Annotated in this window: 16 protein-coding genes; 8 read left to right on the plus strand and 8 right to left on the minus strand. The window is 60.1% G+C overall.

All coding sequences use genetic code 11. The features are described from left to right. Positions 1-10: 10 nt before the first annotated feature. Positions 11-1,627: a bifunctional phosphoribosylaminoimidazolecarboxamide formyltransferase/IMP cyclohydrolase gene (purH, locus tag E1297_RS14320; RefSeq protein ID WP_155139267.1), complete on the plus strand. Its 1,617-nt coding sequence runs from the start codon at positions 11-13 to the stop codon at positions 1,625-1,627. Positions 1,628-1,717: 90 nt separating this feature from the next. Here the strand turns inward: purH and E1297_RS14325 are convergent, their stop codons facing one another. Both E1297_RS14325 and E1297_RS14330 read right to left on the minus strand, forming a co-directional pair. Beyond that, positions 1,718-3,112 (minus strand): MFS transporter, encoded by a 1,395-nt coding sequence (locus E1297_RS14325; protein ID WP_155139269.1) that lies wholly within the window; start codon positions 3,110-3,112, stop codon positions 1,718-1,720. An 80-nt stretch (positions 3,113-3,192) separates the two neighbouring features. After that, a complete protein-coding gene (locus E1297_RS14330) occupies positions 3,193-8,004 on the minus strand; it encodes an NAD-glutamate dehydrogenase (RefSeq protein WP_155139272.1) in 4,812 nt (1,603 codons plus the stop codon). Between the two features lie 98 nt (positions 8,005-8,102). On the opposite strand from E1297_RS14330, the gene E1297_RS14335 reads away from it, so the two are divergent. From E1297_RS14335 to leuD, 3 genes are all read left to right on the plus strand, one after another. Beyond that, positions 8,103-8,669, plus strand: a complete 567-nt coding sequence (locus E1297_RS14335) for a peroxidase-related enzyme (RefSeq protein ID WP_155139274.1) — start codon at positions 8,103-8,105, stop codon at positions 8,667-8,669. 96 nt (positions 8,670-8,765) lie between these two features. Continuing rightward, complete coding sequence (gene argC, locus E1297_RS14340) at positions 8,766-9,713, plus strand: N-acetyl-gamma-glutamyl-phosphate reductase (protein WP_155139276.1); 948 nt, start codon at positions 8,766-8,768, stop codon at positions 9,711-9,713. Between the two features lie 35 nt (positions 9,714-9,748). Next, complete coding sequence (gene leuD / locus E1297_RS14345) at positions 9,749-10,354, plus strand: 3-isopropylmalate dehydratase small subunit (RefSeq protein WP_155139278.1); 606 nt, start codon at positions 9,749-9,751, stop codon at positions 10,352-10,354. A 72-nt stretch (positions 10,355-10,426) separates the two neighbouring features. Here the strand turns inward: leuD and E1297_RS14350 are convergent, their stop codons facing one another. Further along, positions 10,427-10,930, minus strand: coding sequence for a Crp/Fnr family transcriptional regulator (locus E1297_RS14350; RefSeq protein WP_155139279.1), 504 nt, complete (start codon positions 10,928-10,930; stop codon positions 10,427-10,429). Between the two features lie 24 nt (positions 10,931-10,954). Beyond that, complete coding sequence (locus E1297_RS14355; protein WP_155139281.1) at positions 10,955-11,638, minus strand: response regulator transcription factor; 684 nt, start codon at positions 11,636-11,638, stop codon at positions 10,955-10,957. A 212-nt stretch (positions 11,639-11,850) separates the two neighbouring features. Here E1297_RS14355 and E1297_RS14360 point away from each other — a divergent pair, with 212 nt between their 5' ends. The 4 genes from E1297_RS14360 (at position 11,851) to ftsY (ending at position 16,283) form a co-directional block, all read left to right on the plus strand. Next, positions 11,851-12,369 carry a L,D-transpeptidase gene (locus E1297_RS14360; protein WP_155139283.1) on the plus strand — a complete coding sequence of 173 codons (519 nt, stop codon included), beginning with the start codon at positions 11,851-11,853 and terminating at the stop codon, positions 12,367-12,369. 140 nt (positions 12,370-12,509) lie between these two features. Beyond that, the gene (gene dapF / locus E1297_RS14365; protein ID WP_155139286.1) at positions 12,510-13,427 is read left to right on the plus strand and encodes a diaminopimelate epimerase; all 918 of its coding nucleotides are present in this window, start codon (positions 12,510-12,512) and stop codon (positions 13,425-13,427) included. Beyond that, on the plus strand, positions 13,424-14,692 hold the full coding sequence (mtaB, locus tag E1297_RS14370) for a tRNA (N(6)-L-threonylcarbamoyladenosine(37)-C(2))-methylthiotransferase MtaB (RefSeq protein WP_155139288.1): 1,269 nt from the start codon (positions 13,424-13,426) through the stop codon (positions 14,690-14,692). Before dapF ends, mtaB begins: the two co-directional genes overlap by 4 nt. 286 nt (positions 14,693-14,978) lie before the next feature. Beyond that, a complete protein-coding gene (gene ftsY / locus E1297_RS14375; protein ID WP_244327767.1) occupies positions 14,979-16,283 on the plus strand; it encodes a signal recognition particle-docking protein FtsY in 1,305 nt (434 codons plus the stop codon). Between the two features lie 49 nt (positions 16,284-16,332). Here ftsY and E1297_RS14380 read toward each other — a convergent pair whose 3' ends face one another. The 4 genes from E1297_RS14380 to E1297_RS14395 all read right to left on the minus strand — a co-directional run bounded on the left by E1297_RS14380 (position 16,333) and on the right by E1297_RS14395 (position 19,353). Next, on the minus strand, positions 16,333-16,644 hold the full coding sequence (locus E1297_RS14380; RefSeq protein ID WP_155139292.1) for a hypothetical protein: 312 nt from the start codon (positions 16,642-16,644) through the stop codon (positions 16,333-16,335). A 264-nt stretch (positions 16,645-16,908) separates the two neighbouring features. Continuing rightward, on the minus strand, positions 16,909-17,343 hold the full coding sequence (locus E1297_RS14385; RefSeq protein WP_155139294.1) for a cupin domain-containing protein: 435 nt from the start codon (positions 17,341-17,343) through the stop codon (positions 16,909-16,911). 154 nt (positions 17,344-17,497) lie between these two features. Beyond that, complete coding sequence (locus E1297_RS14390; protein ID WP_155139296.1) at positions 17,498-18,142, minus strand: DUF1826 domain-containing protein; 645 nt, start codon at positions 18,140-18,142, stop codon at positions 17,498-17,500. Next, positions 18,139-19,353, minus strand: coding sequence for a GTP-binding protein (locus tag E1297_RS14395; RefSeq protein ID WP_368669562.1), 1,215 nt, complete (start codon positions 19,351-19,353; stop codon positions 18,139-18,141). Before E1297_RS14395 ends, E1297_RS14390 begins: the two co-directional genes overlap by 4 nt. Positions 19,354-19,491 lie beyond the last annotated feature (138 nt).

Genomic DNA, 19,491 nt, shown 5'->3' on the forward strand with positions numbered 1-19,491 from the left:
ATAGCAACCCATGGCTATTTCCACCAAAAACGTACCCGTTCCCGCTCTTGTCCCGGTCAAGCGGGCGCTGTTATCCGTTTATGACAAGGCTGGTCTCGTCGAGTTTGCCAAGGCGCTTGCCGAGCGCGGCATCGAATTGGTGTCGACCGGAGGTTCCTACAAGGCACTGAAGGATGCCGGGCTGTCCGTGCTCGACATCTCCGAAGTCACCGGTTTTCCGGAAATCATGGATGGCCGGGTCAAGACCCTTCATCCCAACGTCCATGGCGGTTTGCTGGCGATCCGGGACGATGAGGATCACCTCAAGGCAATGGCCGATCACGGTATCGGCGGGATCGACCTGTTTTGCGGCAATCTTTACCCGTTTGAAGAGGTGGTCGCACAAGGAGCCGGCTACGCGCTCGGCATCGAGAACATCGATATCGGCGGGCCGGCCATGACCCGTGCGGCAGCCAAGAACCATGCCTATGTGACCGTCGTGACCGATCCGGCCGATTATGACGATGTCATCGCAGCCCTTGACCAGAATGACGGCCAGTCGCCGATTGGCTTGCGCAAGAAACTGGCTCTGAAGGCCTTTGCCCGCACGGCTGCCTATGATGCGGCGGTCTCCAACTGGCTGGCCGATCAGCTGGAAGAAGCCAATCCGGCCCACCGGGCGGTCGGCGGGGAGCTGGCCGAGGTGATGCGCTATGGCGAGAACCCGCATCAGGCAGCGGGCTTCTACAAGACCGGCGAACGGCGCCCCGGCGTTGCGACCGCAAGACAGCTGCAGGGCAAGACGCTGTCTTACAACAACATCAACGACACGGATGCCGCCTTCGAGCTTGTTTCAGAGTTCGATCCGGCAAGGACGGCCGCCATTGCCATCATCAAGCACGCCAATCCTTGCGGGGTTGCCGAGGCGGCAACGCTCAAGCAGGCCTACGAACTGGCGCTGCGATGCGATCCTGTCTCCGCTTTCGGCGGCATCGTGGCGCTCAACCGGACGCTTGATGCCTCAGCAGCCGAAGACATCGTCAAGGTGTTCACCGAAGTGATCATCGCGCCGGACGCGGACCAAGCGGCTCTGGATATCATTGCCGCCAAGAAAAATCTCCGGTTGCTCCTGACCGGTGGACTGGCGGATCCGCGTGCAAGGGGTCTGGCCGTCAAGTCCGTTGCCGGTGGCCTTCTGGTGCAGTCGCGCGACAACGGCGTGATTGATGATCTCGATCTCAAGGTTGTGACCAGGCGTGCCCCGACCGATCAGGAGATGGCTGATCTCAAATTTGCCTTCCGGGTTGCCAAGCATGTCAAGTCGAATGCGATTGTCTATGCAAAGGACGGGGCGACTGTCGGTGTGGGGGCAGGCCAGATGAGCCGGGTCGATTCCGCCCGCATTGCCGCCCGCAAGGCGCTGGACGCCTCTGAAACCGCCGGATTGGCCGAGCCGCTGACCCGTGGCTGTGTGGTTGCCTCCGACGCCTTCTTTCCGTTCGCAGACGGCTTGTTGTCCGCAGCCGAAGCGGGAGCCACTGCCGTCATCCAGCCGGGTGGCTCCATGCGGGACGACGAGGTGATTGCAGCTGCCGACGAGGCGGGACTTGCCATGGTCATGACCGGCATGCGCCACTTCCGGCACTGAGTGATTGCCCGGGCTGGTATTCAGCCCAAGGTTTGAACCTGCTTGCGACACGAAAAGTCATACCGGCCCTTTGGAAAAAGGGCCGGTTTTTCATGCCGTTTGGATTGTTTCAGGTGGAGTGTCCTTGACTTGCAGCAATAAAATCATGCCGATGGCATAAAAGGCGAGGACTGCCGACATGCCTGCGGCCTGACTGTCGGTCAGCAACGTCACAAGGCCGACCGCAAGGGGAGCGAGAAAGCTCGTGACCTTGCCGGAAAGCGCAAACAAGCCGAAGAACTGCGCCATATGCTCCCTTGGTGCCAGCCGGATCAGCATGCTTCGTGACGAGGACTGGAGCGGACCTGAAGCAAGTCCGATCAAACTGGCCCAGAAAACAAAAAGCCGGTCGGGCCAGGAGCCGAACAATGTTCCGCTTGCGGGTTGGTCCACTTCGACGAAAAAGAAAACTGTATTTCTGTCTATTGATACCACACCGACTCCGGCAACGAAGAGAGCCGCCAGGGAGACAATGATGACGATCTTGGGCCCGAACCGGTCGTCAGCCGGACCACTCACAGACAGGCCGACCGTTCCGGTCACGATCAGAATGATCCCGAATATGCCGATTTCGATGGTTCCCCAGCCGAGCTGGCCAGCGGCGTAAATGCCGCCAAAGGCAAACATCGCGACAAGGCCATCCTTGTAGGCCATGTTTGCGATAAGGAAGATGAAAACATTCCCGTGGGAGCGGGCATGGGAGAAGCTGTTCTTGAGATCACGGATGCCGGCCGCAATTGCCGGGCCGGCACGCATGGTGCTTTTTGTCTCCCGGATGAAAAAAACCAGAGGCAGGATAAAGATCAGATACCAAATCGTGGAGAAAGGCCCGGTTGCCCGGTCTCCTTCATGTGCGGCCGGGTCGAGGCCGAAAGCGGGCTCGAAACCGAGAAGTGTCAGGCCCGATTGCGGGTTGGCCGCAAAAAAGCCGAGGACGATCACCAGACAGACAATTCCACTGACATATCCTGCGGCCCAGCCGAAACTGGACAGTCTGCCGATATGCGTCGGCGGAACCAGTGTTGGCATCATCGCATTGTTGAACACTGTTGCGATCTCGATCGAAATGGCGGCAATGGCGTAGCTGCTCAACGCAATCAAAACGGCATGGTCGTTTCCCGGAACGGCATACCAAAGCGCCCAGCAGGCAAACAGATAGGGAATGGAAAAAGCGAAGATCCAGGGCTTTCTGCGCCCTGCAGCGTCGGCAGCGGACCCAAGAATCGGCGAAAGTATGCCAATGGCAAGGCCAGCGGCAGCGGTGGCAAACCCCCAGAGTTCCTGCCCTTGCACCGGGTTTGCTGCGAGTGTCGATGAAAAATACGGTGCGAAGACGAATGTCGTGACAAGTGTGAAAAACGGCTGTGCGGCCCAGTCAAACATTGCCCAGGCAAATGCGGCCCGTCTTGGCGGATAATGCCCCATGGCAGCTGCATATGACGCCATGGGCGCTCCAGTGTTTCCATAACAGTAGACCGGCAGCATTGCCGCCGGTCTCCGCTACGTCAACTGGTTAAATCCGGCAATCAGTGCGTGATCTCGGACAACAGGCTCGCGGCCACGGAAAACTTGGAAACGCTGAGGTTTCCGTCGAGGATCTCGTTCACGGTCCGCAAGGTCCGGTCAACCGTGCGCTCGTGAGTTGCAAGCCAAGCCTGGAAAGAACCGTTGGCGATTCCCTGGCTGGTGATATCACGATGGGCGGATGCGAGCGTTGACCGGGCCCGGTCCAGCGCCAGACCGTCATAGTAATCCCGCAGCTTCAGATCGCGTGCCAAGGCGTCCATCGAACCGATCCGGAAGAATGCGGCGACCTCGAAATAGGCCGAGGCAACGGTTTCGAGGTCCGCGGAAGTCTTGCCGGCCACCACGACGATGTCCGGGATCGCGGCTTCTGCCGGCAACCACGCGATGCGCGTTGCAAGGTTTTCCGGAACACCACTTGCCATGTAGCGGTCCCGTACGGAGTTCAACGCTTCGGTCTGATCCTTTGTCAGCAGGGACTGAAGGCGTGGCCGCAGCTTGTGGACGCCGCCTTCAAACCGCTCGACCACCTTTGCAATTCCGTCCGCAAAGGACACATTGCGCTTGAACCAGACCACCTGTTCCAGAAGCAGGTCCTGAACGGCGGAATAGAGTTCCAGCTGCAGCTGGCCGTCAATCCTGGTGTCGAGTTCGTCGATCTCGCCATTGAGTTCGGTCATGCCGAAACTGTTGCGGACCGCGACGAAGCTCTGGGCAATGTCGGGAGCTGTCGCCCCGGTCTGGTCCATCAGGCGGGTCAGGAAGGTGGCGCCGCCGCGATTGATGATCGAGTTGGCAAGCATTGTCGCGATGATCTCGCGGCGCAGGCGGTGGCCCTTGATTTCATCTTCATATTCTTCCGCCATTTCGTCCGGGAAATACCGGAACAGCTCGCGGGCAAGGTAGCTGTCGTCGGGAACGGAACTTTCCAGCAGCCGGTCGAACAGGGTGATCTTGGAATAGGCGAGAAGGACGCCGAGCTCCGCGCGGGTCAAGGTCGTGCCTGATTTGATCATTTCCGAAAGGGTGGCGTCTTCGGGAAGCTCTTCGACCTTTCTGTCCAGATGCCCGGTCTGTTCCAGCATCCGCATCATCCGGATCTGGTATCCCATGTCTTCCAGGCCCCGGCGCTCGGTCATCGAAATCGAAAGGGTCTGCAAATAGTTGTTGCGCAAGACAAGCCCGGCGACTTCATTGGTCATCTGCGCAAGAAGCTCGTTGCGGCTCTGGGTGTCGAGTTTCCCCGCCTTGACCGCTGCCCCAAGCGCAATCTTGATGTTCACTTCCATGTCCGACGAATTCACACCCGCCGAGTTGTCGATGGCGTCGGAGTTGCAACGCCCGCCTTTTTGGTTGAACTCGATCCGTGCAAGCTGAGTCAGGCCGAGGTTGGCCCCTTCGCCGATCACCTTGGCTCCGACGTCCGGTGTGGTGATCCGGATCGGATCGTTGGCGCGGTCGTCCGCATCGGCATCGGTTTCTGTCGTCGCCCGGATATAGGTGCCGATACCGCCGAACCAGAGCAGGTCCACCTCCAGCTTGAGAATGGCGGTCATGACCTCTTGCGGGGTCGCGGTCTTGGCCGGAAGCTTCAACAGCGATTGCATCTGGGCCGAGAGCGGAATTGACTTTGCCTGCCGGGAAAAGACGCCGCCACCCTTGGAAATCAGGCTTGAATTGTAGTCCTGCCAGGATGAACGGCCCATGTCGAACAGGCGTTTGCGCTCCGCATAGGACGTTTCGATATCCGGATCCGGATCGATGAATATATCGCGGTGATCGAATGCCGCGATGAGCCGGGTTTGTTCCGAGAGGAGCATGCCGTTGCCGAACACGTCGCCGGACATGTCGCCGACGCCGGCCGCGGTAAACGGCTCGCTCTGGATGTCCCGGTTCATCTCCCGGAAATGCCGCTTCACGGCCTCCCAGGCGCCGCGGGCGGTAATGCCCATCTTCTTGTGGTCATAGCCTGCCGAACCGCCGGATGCGAACGCATCGCCGAGCCAGAACCCGCGGCCCTCGGAAATTCCATTGGCGGTATCGGAGAAAGTGGCCGTACCCTTGTCGGCGGCCACGACCAGATAGGGGTCGTCCGCGTCGTAGCGTTGAACGTGTTCGGGCGGCACCACCGTGTCGTCCTCAAGATTGTCCGTCACATCCAGAAGGGCATTGATGAAGATCTTGTAGCTTTCTGTGCCTTCCTGGAACCAGGCGCTGCGGTCGCTCATGTCCGGCAGTTGTTTCGGGATGAAGCCTCCCTTCGCGCCGACCGGCACGATCACTGCGTTCTTGACCTGCTGCGCCTTGACGAGGCCGAGCACTTCCGTGCGGAAATCCTGCGGACGGTCGGACCAGCGCAGACCGCCGCGGGCAACCGTTCCGAAGCGCAGGTGAACCCCTTCCACACGGGGGCTGTAGACGAAGATTTCCCGATACGGACGCGGTTGCGGCAGGTCGATGATCTTTTTTGAATCGATCTTGAACGCAAAGGCCTGTTTGGGGTGTCCCTTGGTGTTCAGCTGGAAGAAGTTGGTGCGGAGCACCGAGTCGATCACATTCTGGAACCGCCTCAGGATCCGGTCGTCGTCAAGGCTTGAGACGTCGTCGAGGGCTTTCGAGATTTCCTGTTCGATGCGTGCAACACCGAGGTCGCGGTCATTCTGGCCGAGCGCCGGATTGAAGCGCAGGTGAAACAGCTCGACCAGGCGGTTCGCGATGACCGGATAATGGTTCAGCGTGTTCCACATGTAGTCTTCGGAAAACCGGATGCCGGCCTGGCGCAGATATTTCGACAAGGCCCTTACAAGCGCAATGTCGCGCCATGCCAGATCGGCTGTCAGGGCGAGGCTGTTGTAGCCGTCGTTTTCCGCCCGGCCGTGCCAGACAGACACAAACAGGCCCTCCAGACGCTCGAGCAGATTGTCGGAAAAGTCGATCGCCTCGCCGTTCCGGCCCTCCAGCGTCATCATGTGAAGATAGGATGTCGAACGGTCTGACGGCACGATTTCGAACGTGCGTTCGTCGATCACCCGGAACCCCATGTTTTCAAGGAGCGGAACCCGCGCAGACAAGGGTACCGGTGCGTTGTGGTGGTAGACGTTCAGCGTGATCCGTGTCGTTGGCGCGTCCGGGTCCTTCAGGAAGGCGATGGCGGTCGTGCGCTTTTCGGACAGGGTTTCGATCTTGCCGATATCGATCAGAGCCGTGCTGGCACTGTAGAATTCCCGGTAGCCGCTGTCGAAAGCATGCGCATACCGTTCCGCGAGCTTGTAGGCGGTTGCCGGAGCGTAGCGGGCCCTGAGGGCATCGCGCAGACTGTCCGGCCAGGTCCTGATGATGTCGGCAACGGCGCGCTCAAGCTCGTCCTGATCCGGTGTGGGCGTGTCGCCCTGGTCCCGGCCGATAATATAGTGGACGCGCACCAGAGGCGCCTCGAGATAGTTCACGTACCAGGCAGACAGCCGTCCGTCATAGATCTTGCTCAGATAATCGCTGATATCGAGCCGGACTTCGGTCGTGTAACGGTCGCGGGGAACAAAACACAGGATCGAGACATAGCGGTCGAACCGGTCCGCACGCGTGAGCACACGAATGCGCGGACGTTCGTCGAGCTGCAAAATGGCAAGGGCAAAGTCGTAGAGCTTGTTCTGCTCGATCTGGAACAGCTCGTCGCGCGGGAAACTCTCCATGACATTGATCAGGGCCCGCCCGGAATGGCTCTCAGGATCGTAACCGGCCTTGGCCAGCACGCTTGCCACCTTCCGGCGCAGGAACGGGATCGTGTTGGTCGGTTCGGTATAGGCGGTTGAGGTAAACAGGCCCACGATCCGCAGCTCGCCGACCATGACGCCTTCGTCATCGAACAGTTTCGCGCCGATATACTCCATGTGCACGCGGCGGTGCACCCGGGACTTGACATTGGCTTTTGCAATGATCAGCGGTTCCGGGCGCAACAGGAACTCGCGGATTTCGGGTGTGATCTGGACAAACTCGGTGCCCCGGCGCAGGACCCTGGCGTCCGGGTTCGACAGCAGGCCAAGACCGGTTCCCTCGAACGGCGACAGGGTGCTTTCCTCGATCCCGTCGTCGAACTTGTACTCCCGCATGCCGAGAAAGATGAAATTGCCCTTTTCCATCCACTCCAGAAAGTGGATTGCTTCCCAAAGCTCGTCCGTATTGCCGTCGAGCTGGGTCGCCCGGTACTTGTAGGTGCCGATCGCATCGGCGAGCCGTTCGCGCATCGGCCGGAAGTCGGTGACGGCCGCGCGGACATCGGCCAGCACTTCGTTCAGACGGGCAATCAGGGCATCGCGCTCTTCTTCCGAATCAAGCCGTCCGATATGGATGTGAATGAGGCTCTCTTTGCGGTCGCTGCGCTTCGGAGGTTTCTTGTGCGAAACGGCGGATACAAGTTTCCCGTCCTCGGTGCGTTCGACGACATAGAGCGGGTGCAGCACCAGCTGGACGTCAAGTTTGCTCTCCTGCAGCTCGTCCATGACCGAGTCTACCAGGAACGGCATGTTGTCATTGACGATCTCGACGATCGTGATTTCTTTTTCGGTGCCGCGTTTGGTCTTGAAATTGGGATTGAAGACACTCACGCGATGGGTGCCGAGATCGTGCGATTGAAAGTCTTCCCAGGCGACCCTGGCAAAGCCGCACAGTTCTTCGGCGGTATAGGTCACCAGATCTTCGGCGGCGGCATTGCGATAAAGGGCTTTGCCGAAGTCGGCGAGGGCGGCATCCTCACCGGAAAGAAGTGTGACCGTTTGGGCGATGATATTGGATTTCTCGGTTTCCCGCTTGTCCGGCATTTCCGACCCCTTGGTGTATTCAATGCGCCCGGTTGGCAGCACGATACCTTGTTATGATGAAGTGAGACAGTTGGTGTTTTTTTTGATGGGAGGATGAGATGCACACGTTACCGACCGCGTTGCACATGGATCGGACGGAGCCGCTGAGCGACAAGACACAGGCCTATTTTGACCTTTGTAAGGAGAAGCTCGGACTCGTACCGAATGTGCTTCTTGCTTACTCCTTTGACGAGACGAAACTGCGGGCGTTCACGGACATGTACAACGACCTGATGCTCGCGAAAAGTGGTCTTTCCAAACTTGAACGGGAAATGATCGCCGTCGCGGTTTCCTCGGTTAATCGATGCTTCTATTGCCTGACCGCTCATGGGGCTGCCGTTAGGGAGTTGTCCGGTGACCCGAAGCTCGGCGAATTGATGGTCATGAATTATCGTGTGGCCGATCTGAGTGCCCGTCACCGGGCCATGCTGGATTTTGCCGTGAAGCTCACCGAGCGGCCGGCAGAGATCCTCGAGGGTGACCGGGAAGGCCTGCGCGAAGCGGGTTTCACCGACCGGGATATCTGGGATATCGCGTCGGTGGCCGCCTTTTTCAATATGACCAACCGGGTCGCGGCAGCCGTCGATATGCGGCCCAATGATGAGTATCACTCAATGGCTCGTTGAGGTCTTGGACCGCGAAACTGCGGTGACATGAGGGAACGCAGGGTGTAAGACGCTCAACAAAACGGATTGACGGCACAAAGGAGAGGGAGCCGGACTATGGTGGCGCGCGTATTCATCGATGGCGAAGCAGGGACAACGGGTCTCCAGATTCGCGAGCGCCTCGCCATGCGCCGTGACATCGAACTCCTGTCGATCCCGGAAGACAAGCGCAAGGACAAGTCGGCGCGTGCGGACCTCTTGAATGCGGCCGACGTCGCGATCCTGTGTCTGCCGGATGACGCGGCGCGCGAGAGTGTGTCGCTGATCGAAAGCGGAACAACCTGCGTGATCGATGCGTCCTCGGCCTACCGGGTTGCGCCGGACTGGACCTACGGGTTTCCGGAAATGGATGCCGCGCACGGCGATGCGATTGCCGCGTCGAGGCGGGTGAGCAACCCGGGATGCTGGCCGCAGGGTGTGATCGCGGCTGTTAGGCCCCTTGTGACCGGAGGTCTGCTGCCCGCCGACCACCCTCTGACGGTGCATGGCATTTCCGGATATTCCGGCGGCGGCAAGAGCATGATTGCGGACTATGATGCCAAGGGCAAGTCCGCCAACATGTTCGCCCCTTATGGCCTGGGCTTCAATCACAAGCACCTTCCGGAAATGACCGAATACGGCCGTTTGGCACAGGCGCCGCTGTTTTCGCCAGCGGTCGGAAACTACTACAAGGGCATGATGACAGTTGTGCCCTTGCAGCTTGCGCGCCTCGACAAGGTGCCGGACGGTGCCGAACTGCATGCGGCCATTGCGGATCATTTTTCCAAACCCGGCGGGTTCGTCGAGGTTGCGCCTCTTGAAAAGCTGGAGCGCGCCGATGATCTTGATCCACAGGCGCTCAATGGAACCAACCGGCTTCGCTTGCACGTCTTTGCCAATGACGCCCGGGCGCATGCCGTGATCATCGCGGTCTACGACAATCTGGGCAAGGGCGCGTCTGGTGCTGCCGTTCAGAACCTCAACCTGATGCTGGGTGTCGATCAGACGACCAGCCTGGCGGCCTGAAGACCGCCGGAAGACAAGAAGCAGGAGCAATCGCCATGGATAAGTTCACCACTCTGACAGGTGTCGCGGCGCCGCTGCCGATCGTCAATATCGACACCGACATGATCATCCCGAAGCAGTTCCTGAAGACCATCAAGCGCACCGGTCTCGGGTCGGCGCTGTTTCATGAAATGCGCACCCATGACGACGGCTCGGTGAACGAGGACTTCATTCTCAACAAACCGGCCTATCAGAATGCGCAGATCCTGGTTGCCGGGGACAATTTCGGTTGCGGATCGTCACGCGAACACGCCCCCTGGGCCTTGCTCGATTTCGGTATCCGCTGCGTGATCTCCACCTCGTTCGCGGACATTTTCTACAACAACTGCTTCAAGAACGGCATCCTGCCGATTGTCGTGTCCGAAGAGCAGCTTGAGACCCTGATGCATGCCGCCGAGCGCGGTTCCAACTTTACCCTGACCGTTGATCTTGGAACCCAGGAAATCAAGGGACTGGAAAGCGGGAGCATCGGGTTCGAGATCGACGAATTCCGCAAGCACTGCCTGCTCAACGGCCTCGACGACATCGGCCTGACGATGGCGAAGGCAGGCCAGATCGACAGTTTTGAAGCTCAGACCGCAGAAAGCCGCCCCTGGGTGTAAGGCAACAATGCGATACTGTTTCTAACTGAAAAAGCCGGACAATGCGCCGGCTTTTTTATTGGGCTAACGGTCTCAGCCGCCGGGAGCATTGTCCTTGCCACGAGCTGCGGCCAGTTGGTCCAGGTCCGTCATGCGGGTGCCGATCGGCCGGATTGCTGCAACCGTTTTTTGGTAGCGGGCAGCGTGCTGCTCGAACAGGCGGCGGGCGACTTCCGGATATTCCTGGATCATGCGCTTGAACAGGGCGCGGCGGATCCGGATGATCCGGACATCTCCAACCGCAACCGCCCGGCAAGGCCGCCGGGCTTCCACCAGCATCGCGCTTTCGCCAAGCAAGGCCCCGGCATCAACCCGGTCGATTTCCTCAAAGCCGTCCGATGCACGCTTTTGCAGGCTGGCGGTGCCGCTTGCGATCACCATTCCGCCATCGGCCCGGTCGTTGTCGTCAAACAGTTTCTGACCGTCGCGATAGTCCGCGCTCTCGGCACTGAAGGCGAGCAGGCGCAGCTGATCGTCGTCGAAATCCGACAACATCGGCACCTGCTTGAGTATGGCTATATCCTGAACAAGGCTCATGGGTCGATTTACGCCGATTACGCCTTACGGCACAAGCTTGTAGCCTCCGGCTTCTGTGACTAACAGTTCCGCATTGGAGGGATCGCGCTCGATCTTCTGACGCAGACGGTAGATATGGGTCTCGAGCGTGTGGGTGGTCACGCCGGAATTGTAGCCCCAGACCTCGTGCAGGAGCACGTCGCGGGTCACCGGTTTTTCGCCTGCCCGGTAGAGGAATTTCAGGATCGAGGTTTCCTTCTCCGTCAGGCGGACCTTGCCTCCCCGGTCGTCCTGCATGACTTTTGCGGCCGGCCGGAACGAATAGCGGCCGATGGCGAATGTCGCATCCTCGCTTTGCTCGTGCTGGCGCAGATGGGCACGGATCCGGGCAAGAAGAACCGCGAACTTGAACGGCTTGGTGACATAGTCATTGGCCCCGGCCTCGAGGCCGAGGATCGTGTCGCTGTCCCCGTCATGGCCGGTCAGCATGATGACCGGTGCCTTGAAGCCGTTCTTGCGCAACAGTTTCACCGCTTCGCGCCCGTCAATGTCGGGCAGGCCGACATCCATCAAAAGCAGGTCGATATGCTCTTCCTTGGCCATGTTGATGCCGGCAGCAGCACAATCGGCCTGAAGCGTTTCGAACTCGTCATAAAGGGACAATTGCTCGACCAGCGCCTCACGCAGCTCGTTATCGTCATCAACAATCAAAATCGTGCGGGCGGTCATGTCTTTTGTCCTCGCCAAGCCTAAAGGTCCGTTCCCCTGCACCAATGGCGCAATTCACAGGTAGGAAGTATCACATTCTTGTGCGAGCGAAATTGTCGCTAAACAAGCATGGGTTCGTCAATTCTTCTTCACGCAAGGTTTAACATGGGTTTATCAAGGACTTGCCGGATGGCAACCCTGTCAGAAGTATCGAGGTGGATTGGAGCTGGTTTTTGGCGCAAAGCCTGATTGTTCGTTCCTTATCCTGGCGAAAGACCCGGGGCACGCTCACGCTCGGGTCAATCACGGTTCCGTGCGCGCTTGGGCGTTCGGGAACAACCCGGTTCAAGCGGGAGGGGGACGGCGCGACTCCTGCGGGGCGGTTTGAGCTGTTGAACGTGTACTACCGTCCCGACCGCGGCCACCGTCCGCAAACGCAATTGCCGCTGGAACCGGTAACGCCGGATCACGGCTGGTGTGATGACCCCGGCCATGTCCGCTATAACCGGCCGGTCGATCTGCCATTCATGGCAAGTCATGAGAAGATGTGGCGCGGCGACCGCCTCTACGACATTGTTGTGGTGCTCGACTGCAACATGCATCCGGCGGTCAAGGGCTGGGGATCGGCGATCTTCTTTCACATTGCCCGGGAAGACTACCGGCCAACGGAAGGCTGCATTGCGGTCGCGCCCGAACATATGCGGCTGATCCTGTCCCGGCTCGGGCCCGGTGACGACATGGTGGTCCTTTGAGGCATCCGGCCCCGTTGCCGGTATGTGCGGGGCTGCCTTGCAAGGATGGACTGGCATTTTTGCCCGGTTTCCGCCATATAGGGTCCACTGGCATCTTGAATGCCGTTGATCTTTCCACTCCGTAAACTGAAGACACCGGTATGGCGCCCCAGCGCAGACCCTTTTTGAAAATGAACGGCCTTGGCAACGACTTCCTTGTGTGGGACGCGCGTGAAAAACCGCTGCATCTGGCACCGGAGGCAATTGCCGTACTGGGAAACCGCAGCACCGGCATCGGTTTCGACCAGATGATCACGCTGGAACCTGCGTCCGGCGGCGCGGATGCCTTTATGCGGATCCATAATTGCGACGGGTCCGAGGTGGATGCCTGCGGCAATGCCACCCGCTGTGTCGGCAGGTTGCTGATGTCGGAGACCGGCAGGTCTGATGCGATGATCGGCACCAACGCCGGGCTCTTGCATGCGCTTGCCACCGAAAGGCTTGAGACCGTGACGGTGGATATGGGGAAGCCGCGGCTGGAATGGGACCAGATCCCGCTGTCGCGCGCCTTTGCCGACACCAGAGCCGTCGATCTCCGGATTGGCCCGGAGAGCGCTCCGGTCCTACAAGCGCCCGCGGTTGTCAGCATGGGCAATCCGCATGCGATTTTCTGGGTCGACGATATCGAGGCCCATGATTTGGCAGAACTTGGGCCGAAGCTTGAGCATGACCCGCTGTTTCCGGAGCGCGCGAACATCTCGCTGGCGCATGTCTTTGGCGAAAACGAGATCCGCGTGAAGGTGTGGGAACGCGGCGCCGGTCTGACGCTTGCCTGCGGAACGGCGGCCTGCGCCGTGGCCGTGGCAGCGAGCCGTGACAATCGCGCTGGCCGGACAAGCACCATCCATCTGCCCGGCGGTCCGATCACCATTCAGTGGCGCGAAGCGGACGGCCACGTCCTGATGACCGGCCTGACCGAGATCGAATTCGCGGGCGAGGTCGATCTTGAAACGCTCGCCTGGCGCAAGACGGGGGCTGATCAGGAGCAAGGTCTGCCGGCATCGGAGGCGGTGCTATGACGATTGACGTTGTCACTTTCGGCTGCCGCCTCAATTCCTATGAATCGGAAGTGATGAAGCGCGAGGCGGAGGCGGCGGGGCTTGAAGACGCCGTCCTGATCAACACCTGCGCCGTCACCAACGAAGCGGTGCGCCAGGCCCGTCAGGCCGTGCGCAAGGCGCGCAGGGACAATCCGAACGCACGGATCATCGTCACCGGCTGCGCAGCGCAAACGGAAGCCGAGACCTTTTCCGGGATGGACGAGGTCGATCTGGTGCTTGGCAATACCGAGAAACTGGAACGCAAGTCCTATCAATCGGTTGCCGCCTTCGGCATCGACGAGACCGAGAAGGTCCGCGTCAACGACATCATGAGTGTCGAGGAAACCGCCGGTCACCTGATCGATGGTCTGGAAGGGCGCGCGCGGGCTTTCGTTCAGGTCCAGAACGGCTGCGATCACCGCTGCACCTTCTGCATCATTCCCTATGGCCGGGGCAATTCCCGGTCCGTGCCGATGGGCGTGGTGATTGACCAGATCAGGCGGCTGGTGAGCAACGGCTATAATGAAATCGTGCTGACCGGGGTCGATATCACCTCTTACGGGGCTGATCTTCCGGGCGCGCCGAAACTCGGCACACTGACGGCCAAAATCCTGCAAATGGTTCCGGACCTGAAGCGCCTGCGCCTGTCCTCGATCGATTCCATCGAGGCCGATGACGATCTGATGCGGGTGATTGCCGAAGATCCGCGCCTGATGCCGCATTTTCACCTGTCTTTGCAGGCGGGTGACGACATGATCCTGAAGCGGATGAAGCGCCGGCATTTGCGCGCCGACACGATCCGCTTCTGCGAGGATGTGCGCCGCATGCGCCCGGACGTGGTGTTCGGTGCCGATATCATCGCGGGCTTTCCGACCGAAACCGAAGAGATGTTCCTCAATTCCTTGCGGATCGTTGATGATTGCGGCCTGACACATCTGCATGTGTTTCCGTTTTCGCCGCGTCCGGGAACGCCTGCGGCACGGATGCCGCAACTGGAGCGGGCGGTTATCAAGGAGCGCGGCGCGCGGCTTCGGGCCAAGGGCGAGGAGGTTCTTGCCCGTCATCTGGCATCGGAAGTCGGCAAGGTGCGTCCGGTTCTGGTGGAAAAGGAAGGGCTCGGCCGCACCGAGCAGTTCACACTTACCGAAATCAATGGCGGCGTTGCCGGAGAGATTGTCGAGACCCGCATGACCGGCCATACCGGCCGGCATCTTCTGGGCGACATTCTGCCGGGCGCAGCCTGACGCGTTTTTCAGGCAAGGCGGCAACCGCTTTGCCTCCGGAAAATGCGGACAGACATTTTAGAGCATGTTTTTTTGAACCGGGTTGAGCGATGAAGGCTCTGACTTCAGGGTTCATGCAGGTCAGGGCGGGCATATGAGCGAGAAAAAACGCGGATTTTTCGGACGTCTTTTCAAGGGCAAGGAAAAGGCACCGGAAGAAACGGCTCTTCCCGAAGACGCCGTACCGGCTCCGGATGATGTATCTGACAGCACGGCGTCCGAAAGCGATATTGTTTCTGAAACCGAAATGGTTGTCGAGCCGGTGGCCGCAGAAGTCGCGCCCTTGCCGCCTCTGACCGGCTATGAGGGGCCGGATCTCGCACCGCCGCCCATGCCGCTTCCCGAGGAGCGGATCTCGACGGATTTCCACGACGAGACCATTCCGGAGCCTGACCCGGTTGCAGAGCCTGTTGCCGAAGAGACTGTGGAGCCGGAGCCACAGGCAAAAGAAGAACCCGAGCCCGAGCCCGAGCTTCAGCCTGACGCCGAACCGGAACCCCAGCCGGAGCCGGAGCAACAGCCGGAGCCGGAGCAACAGGAAGAGCCGGAGCAGCCGGAAGTCCTCGAGGCACCGGCGGTTGTGCCCATGGCGGCCCCGGGAGCTGCCCCTGTGGCGGCCGAACCGGAAAAGCAAAAACTCTCCTGGTTCCAGAAGCTCAAGAAAGGCCTGTCGCGCTCGTCCTCCGCGCTCACCGAAGGCATCAGCTCGATCTTCACCAAGCGCAAGCTCGATGCGGCGATGCTGGAGGAGCTGGAAGATATCCTGATCCAGGCGGATCTCGGGGTCGACACGGCGATGGCGATCACCGACCGCCTGTCCGACGGGCGCTACAACAAGGAAATCTCGCCGGAGGAAGTGCGCGCGATCCTGTCGGAAGAAGTCGAAAAGGTGCTGGCTCCGGTTGCCGAACCGCTCAATCTGGATACGGGCAAAAAACCGCATGTGGTGCTGATGATCGGCGTCAACGGCACCGGCAAGACCACCACCATCGGCAAGCTCAGCCAGAAGCTCGCAGCCGAAGGCAAGAAGGTCATGCTGGCGGCAGGCGACACGTTCCGCGCAGCAGCCGTCGAGCAGCTCAAGATCTGGGGCGAGCGGACCGGCGCCGAGGTCGTTGCCCGCGACACGGGCGCGGATGCGGCAGGTCTTGCCTTCGATGCCCTCAAGCAGGCGCAGGACAACAATGTCGACGTGCTTCTGGTCGACACGGCCGGCCGGCTGCAGAACAAGGCCGAGCTGATGGCCGAACTGGAGAAGGTCATTCGCGTGATCAGGAAGATCGACCCGGAAGCCCCCCATTCGGTGCTGCTGACCCTCGATGCCACCACGGGCCAGAACGCACTCAGCCAGGTTGAGATTTTCGGAAAGGTTGCCGGTGTCACCGGTCTGGTCATGACCAAGCTCGACGGAACCGCGCGCGGCGGCATTCTGGTCGCGATCGCCTCGAAATACCAATTGCCCGTGCATTTCATCGGCGTCGGCGAAGGCGTCGAGGACCTGGAACCGTTTTCGGCAAGGGATTTCGCCAACGCGATTGCCGGGCTGGCCTGATTGCTGCTCCGGCCTGTGTGCCGGAGCGCCTCAAGTCCCTCATCCGCGATCAGGTTGGCAGCGAAACATGTAAACCCATTGCCCCGGTAAAGGTGTACCCGACGAAGTTTTGTGAGGGATTGATGATCTCGTTCGCCGGGACGTCGATTTCAAAGCGATCATTGAACTGCACAGCCTGCTGATTGATGTTTCTGAAGCTGACTGTTACGATTTTTCTTCCTCCATCAACATCGAGCGCCGTACCGAAGGCATTCGGGTTGTTGTCCCATGCAGCGACGACACCACCGTTGGGTTCGGATATTGTGACGGAGGTGGCTGTGTAAGTGTCGGATTGCTCCACGGTGCAGACGATTTCAGTCATTTCATGGTCCCTTTCACTGCTTGCTGTCCTTAAAGGACGAAGCGAAGCGGGACCTGTGAACAGGACGGGGGAGCATGAAACAGTGCGGCTATGGCTGCCAGCTTGGGTGCATGAGTGCTGCGCGGGCCGACGGAACCGATTTTTTTATTGGGCAATGAATACCCGTTCCCTTGACTGGATCAGCCGGGCCGACTGCGCAAAGCTGTCTTGCAACATGTTCCGTGAAACCCTTTGCCGCGCGCTTTGTCCCGGTCGCACGTGGCGCTACCCGGGCTCCCATCCGTCCGGGGCCATTTCAAACCCTTCGAACTGAAACCCCGGCGCGACGGTGCAGCCAACAAGCGTCCACGCGCCGAGCGATCGGGCTTGCTGCCAGCCATGAGGCGGCACGATGCCCTGCGGGCGCTGACCGGTCTTGAGGTCATTGCCGAGGGTCAGGATCTGTTTGCTCTCGCCGTCAGGGCTGATCGACAGCTCAAGGGGTGCTCCGGCATACCAGTGCCAGGTCTCCACCGCATCCACCTTGTGCCAGCGCGACAGGACGCCTTCCGGCAGCAGGAAATAGATCAGGGTCGAGGCCGGACGGCCGTCAGCGCCGGTCACCCCGTCGCGGAAGGTCTCTGCATAATACCCGCCTTCCGGGTGCGGCTGCATGTTCAAGAGGGCAATGACGTCTTCGGCAGATTGGGAGGCAGGCATCGGCAAGGCGCGTCCGGGTGTAACGGGAACTCTCTCCTGTTCTGCGGGAAAAGTGCGGCGGGTTCAAGATCTGGCAGGCGTTTGCAGCTGGCGAGATCGCGCAGGGCAGGCGTTCAATCCGCCGAAACCCGTTTGGAAGAGGCCTTCGGGCTGGTCAGCCGGTCTCGGCGGTGTCGATGGCCAGAAGCAGGCGGGGGCCCGAGCCGGCAAGAACCGCAGGCGACCTGTGGAGCAGACGGCATCTTTCTTCTCCCGGCCATGTCCGCCCCCGGAACAAACCGGCAGACCCTGTGCGCATGGACCGGATGCGGCGGGTGTCATCCTGATGGTTTTCCAGAACATATTCGGTGCCCGCGCCGCGATAGGTGCACAACAGCCGGGCGGGAACATTGTCCAGATGGAACTTGGGGCACATGACGCCACTTGAAACGTCGAACCGGATCCGGACATGCGTGCATCTCAGGATCCGGCTGTAGATCAGGGCCAGCGCGGCGGCATCGCTTGCAAGCCGGTGCTGTTCCGGTCCGTCAGGCATTCCGGCCAGTCCGCAGGCGCTCAGCAAGGCGGCTTCGGCCAGATGGACCGGCACCGTGGTTCTGAGGTCCGGCAATTGTCCGGCGGGCAGGGCGTCGATCCAGTTCTGGAAGTCCGGATCGGGGATGCGCTGCCAGATGGCGGCAGCGATTCCCGGAGCATCGACATCGGAAAGGATATCGGCATCGCGGCCGATCACGACATCCCCGGCGGCAGGCCGGTGAATGCCGTGTCCTTGCGGTTGGGCGGGGCAGAGCCGGTTCATGCGGCTTGCTCGTCCCGGCCCCAGCTGGGAAACGGATCGGGCAGATGTGTCAGTTGCGCAAGCTCCTCGCCGCTCGAGGCGTTCAACAAACATGCGTCCAGCCGGGCGCTCAATGCAGGCCAGTCGATGCCTGATCCAATGAACACGATTTCCTGGCGGCGGTCCCCGAACGGGTCGCTCCACTGGCTCTTGACATAGGCGAGCGCCCGCTCGTCATTGGGCCAGCGGTTTCTGGGAACGGCTGCCCACCAGATCCCGATGGGGCTGACGCTCGACAATGCTCCGGCCAGCGAAAACTCCGCCACCCATTTCGGCTGTGTTGAAATCCAGAAGTGGCCCTTGGCGCGAATAACCCCGGGAAGAGGGCCGTTCAGCACGGTGTGGATCTTGACCGGATCAAACGGCCGTCGCGCCCGGTAGACAAAGGAGGTGACGCCATATTCTTCGGTCTCCGGAACATGATCGGCAAACCCGTATAGCTCCTTCGCCCAAAGCGGGTGTTCATGGGCTTTTTCGAAGTCGAACAGGCCGGTGTTGAGGATCTTGTCCGCGGCGACCTGGGCATAATCGGTTTCGATGATCCGAGCGTCCGCGTTGAGGCTGCGGATGATCTTGCGTGCGGCATCCGCTCGTTCCGGCCCGGCCGCACTTATCTTGTTGAGCACGACCACATCGGCAAATTCGATCTGGTCGGTCAGGAGATGAACCAGCGTGCGCGTGTCGTCGTCACCAAGCGTTTCGCCATGATCGCGCAGGAAGTCATGGCTTGAGTAGTTGGTCAGGAGATTGACCGCATCGACCACGGTTACCATCGTGTCGAGCCGGGCGACATCGGACAGGCTCATGCCGTCTTCATCGCGGAAGTCGAAGGTGGCCGCCACGGGCAGGGGCTCGGAGATGCCGGTTGATTCGATCAGCAGGTAATCGAACTTGCCTTCTTGTGCCAGGCGCCGGACTTCCTGCAACAGGTCGTCGCGCAAGGTGCAGCAGATGCAGCCATTCGACATTTCGACCAGCGTCTCGTCGGTCTGGCTCAGTTCTGCCCCCCCGGCCCGGACAAGGTCTGCATCGATATTGACCTCTGACATGTCATTGACAATGACGGCGACCCGCAAGCCGTCCCGATTGTTCAGGACGCGATTGAGAAGTGTGGTTTTTCCAGCGCCCAGAAAGCCGGAAAGGACAGTAACGGGCAAACGCGTATCGGACACCGGCCGATCTCCCTGCTTGAAAAGTAATGTAATAACATTACATAATGGCTGCAATCGTGTACGGCAAGTGGGTTGGGCAAAGGGCTTGCAAATCAGCGGTACGGACGGTCCCGAAAAATCTCTTTCAAAGAAATCCAA

Source organism: Roseibium sp. RKSG952 (assembly GCF_009711355.1).

What these genes read in the sequence shown, in the direction of transcription:
- E1297_RS14355 (WP_155139281.1), bottom strand. Translation starts at nt 11,638, where the DNA reads ATGACCGCCCGCACGATTTTGATTGTTGATGACGATAACGAGCTGCGT.
- purH (WP_155139267.1), top strand. Translation starts at nt 11, where the DNA reads ATGGCTATTTCCACCAAAAACGTACCCGTTCCCGCTCTTGTCCCGGTC.
- E1297_RS14385 (WP_155139294.1), bottom strand. Translation starts at nt 17,343, where the DNA reads ATGCCTGCCTCCCAATCTGCCGAAGACGTCATTGCCCTCTTGAACATG.
- mtaB (WP_155139288.1), top strand. Translation starts at nt 13,424, where the DNA reads ATGACGATTGACGTTGTCACTTTCGGCTGCCGCCTCAATTCCTATGAA.
- E1297_RS14380 (WP_155139292.1), bottom strand. Translation starts at nt 16,644, where the DNA reads ATGACTGAAATCGTCTGCACCGTGGAGCAATCCGACACTTACACAGCC.
- argC (WP_155139276.1), top strand. Translation starts at nt 8,766, where the DNA reads ATGGTGGCGCGCGTATTCATCGATGGCGAAGCAGGGACAACGGGTCTC.
- E1297_RS14330 (WP_155139272.1), bottom strand. Translation starts at nt 8,004, where the DNA reads ATGCCGGACAAGCGGGAAACCGAGAAATCCAATATCATCGCCCAAACG.
- leuD (WP_155139278.1), top strand. Translation starts at nt 9,749, where the DNA reads ATGGATAAGTTCACCACTCTGACAGGTGTCGCGGCGCCGCTGCCGATC.
- E1297_RS14325 (WP_155139269.1), bottom strand. Translation starts at nt 3,112, where the DNA reads ATGGCGTCATATGCAGCTGCCATGGGGCATTATCCGCCAAGACGGGCC.
- E1297_RS14335 (WP_155139274.1), top strand. Translation starts at nt 8,103, where the DNA reads ATGCACACGTTACCGACCGCGTTGCACATGGATCGGACGGAGCCGCTG.
- dapF (WP_155139286.1), top strand. Translation starts at nt 12,510, where the DNA reads ATGGCGCCCCAGCGCAGACCCTTTTTGAAAATGAACGGCCTTGGCAAC.
- E1297_RS14390 (WP_155139296.1), bottom strand. Translation starts at nt 18,142, where the DNA reads ATGAACCGGCTCTGCCCCGCCCAACCGCAAGGACACGGCATTCACCGG.
- E1297_RS14350 (WP_155139279.1), bottom strand. Translation starts at nt 10,930, where the DNA reads ATGAGCCTTGTTCAGGATATAGCCATACTCAAGCAGGTGCCGATGTTG.
- ftsY (WP_244327767.1), top strand. Translation starts at nt 14,979, where the DNA reads ATGGTTGTCGAGCCGGTGGCCGCAGAAGTCGCGCCCTTGCCGCCTCTG.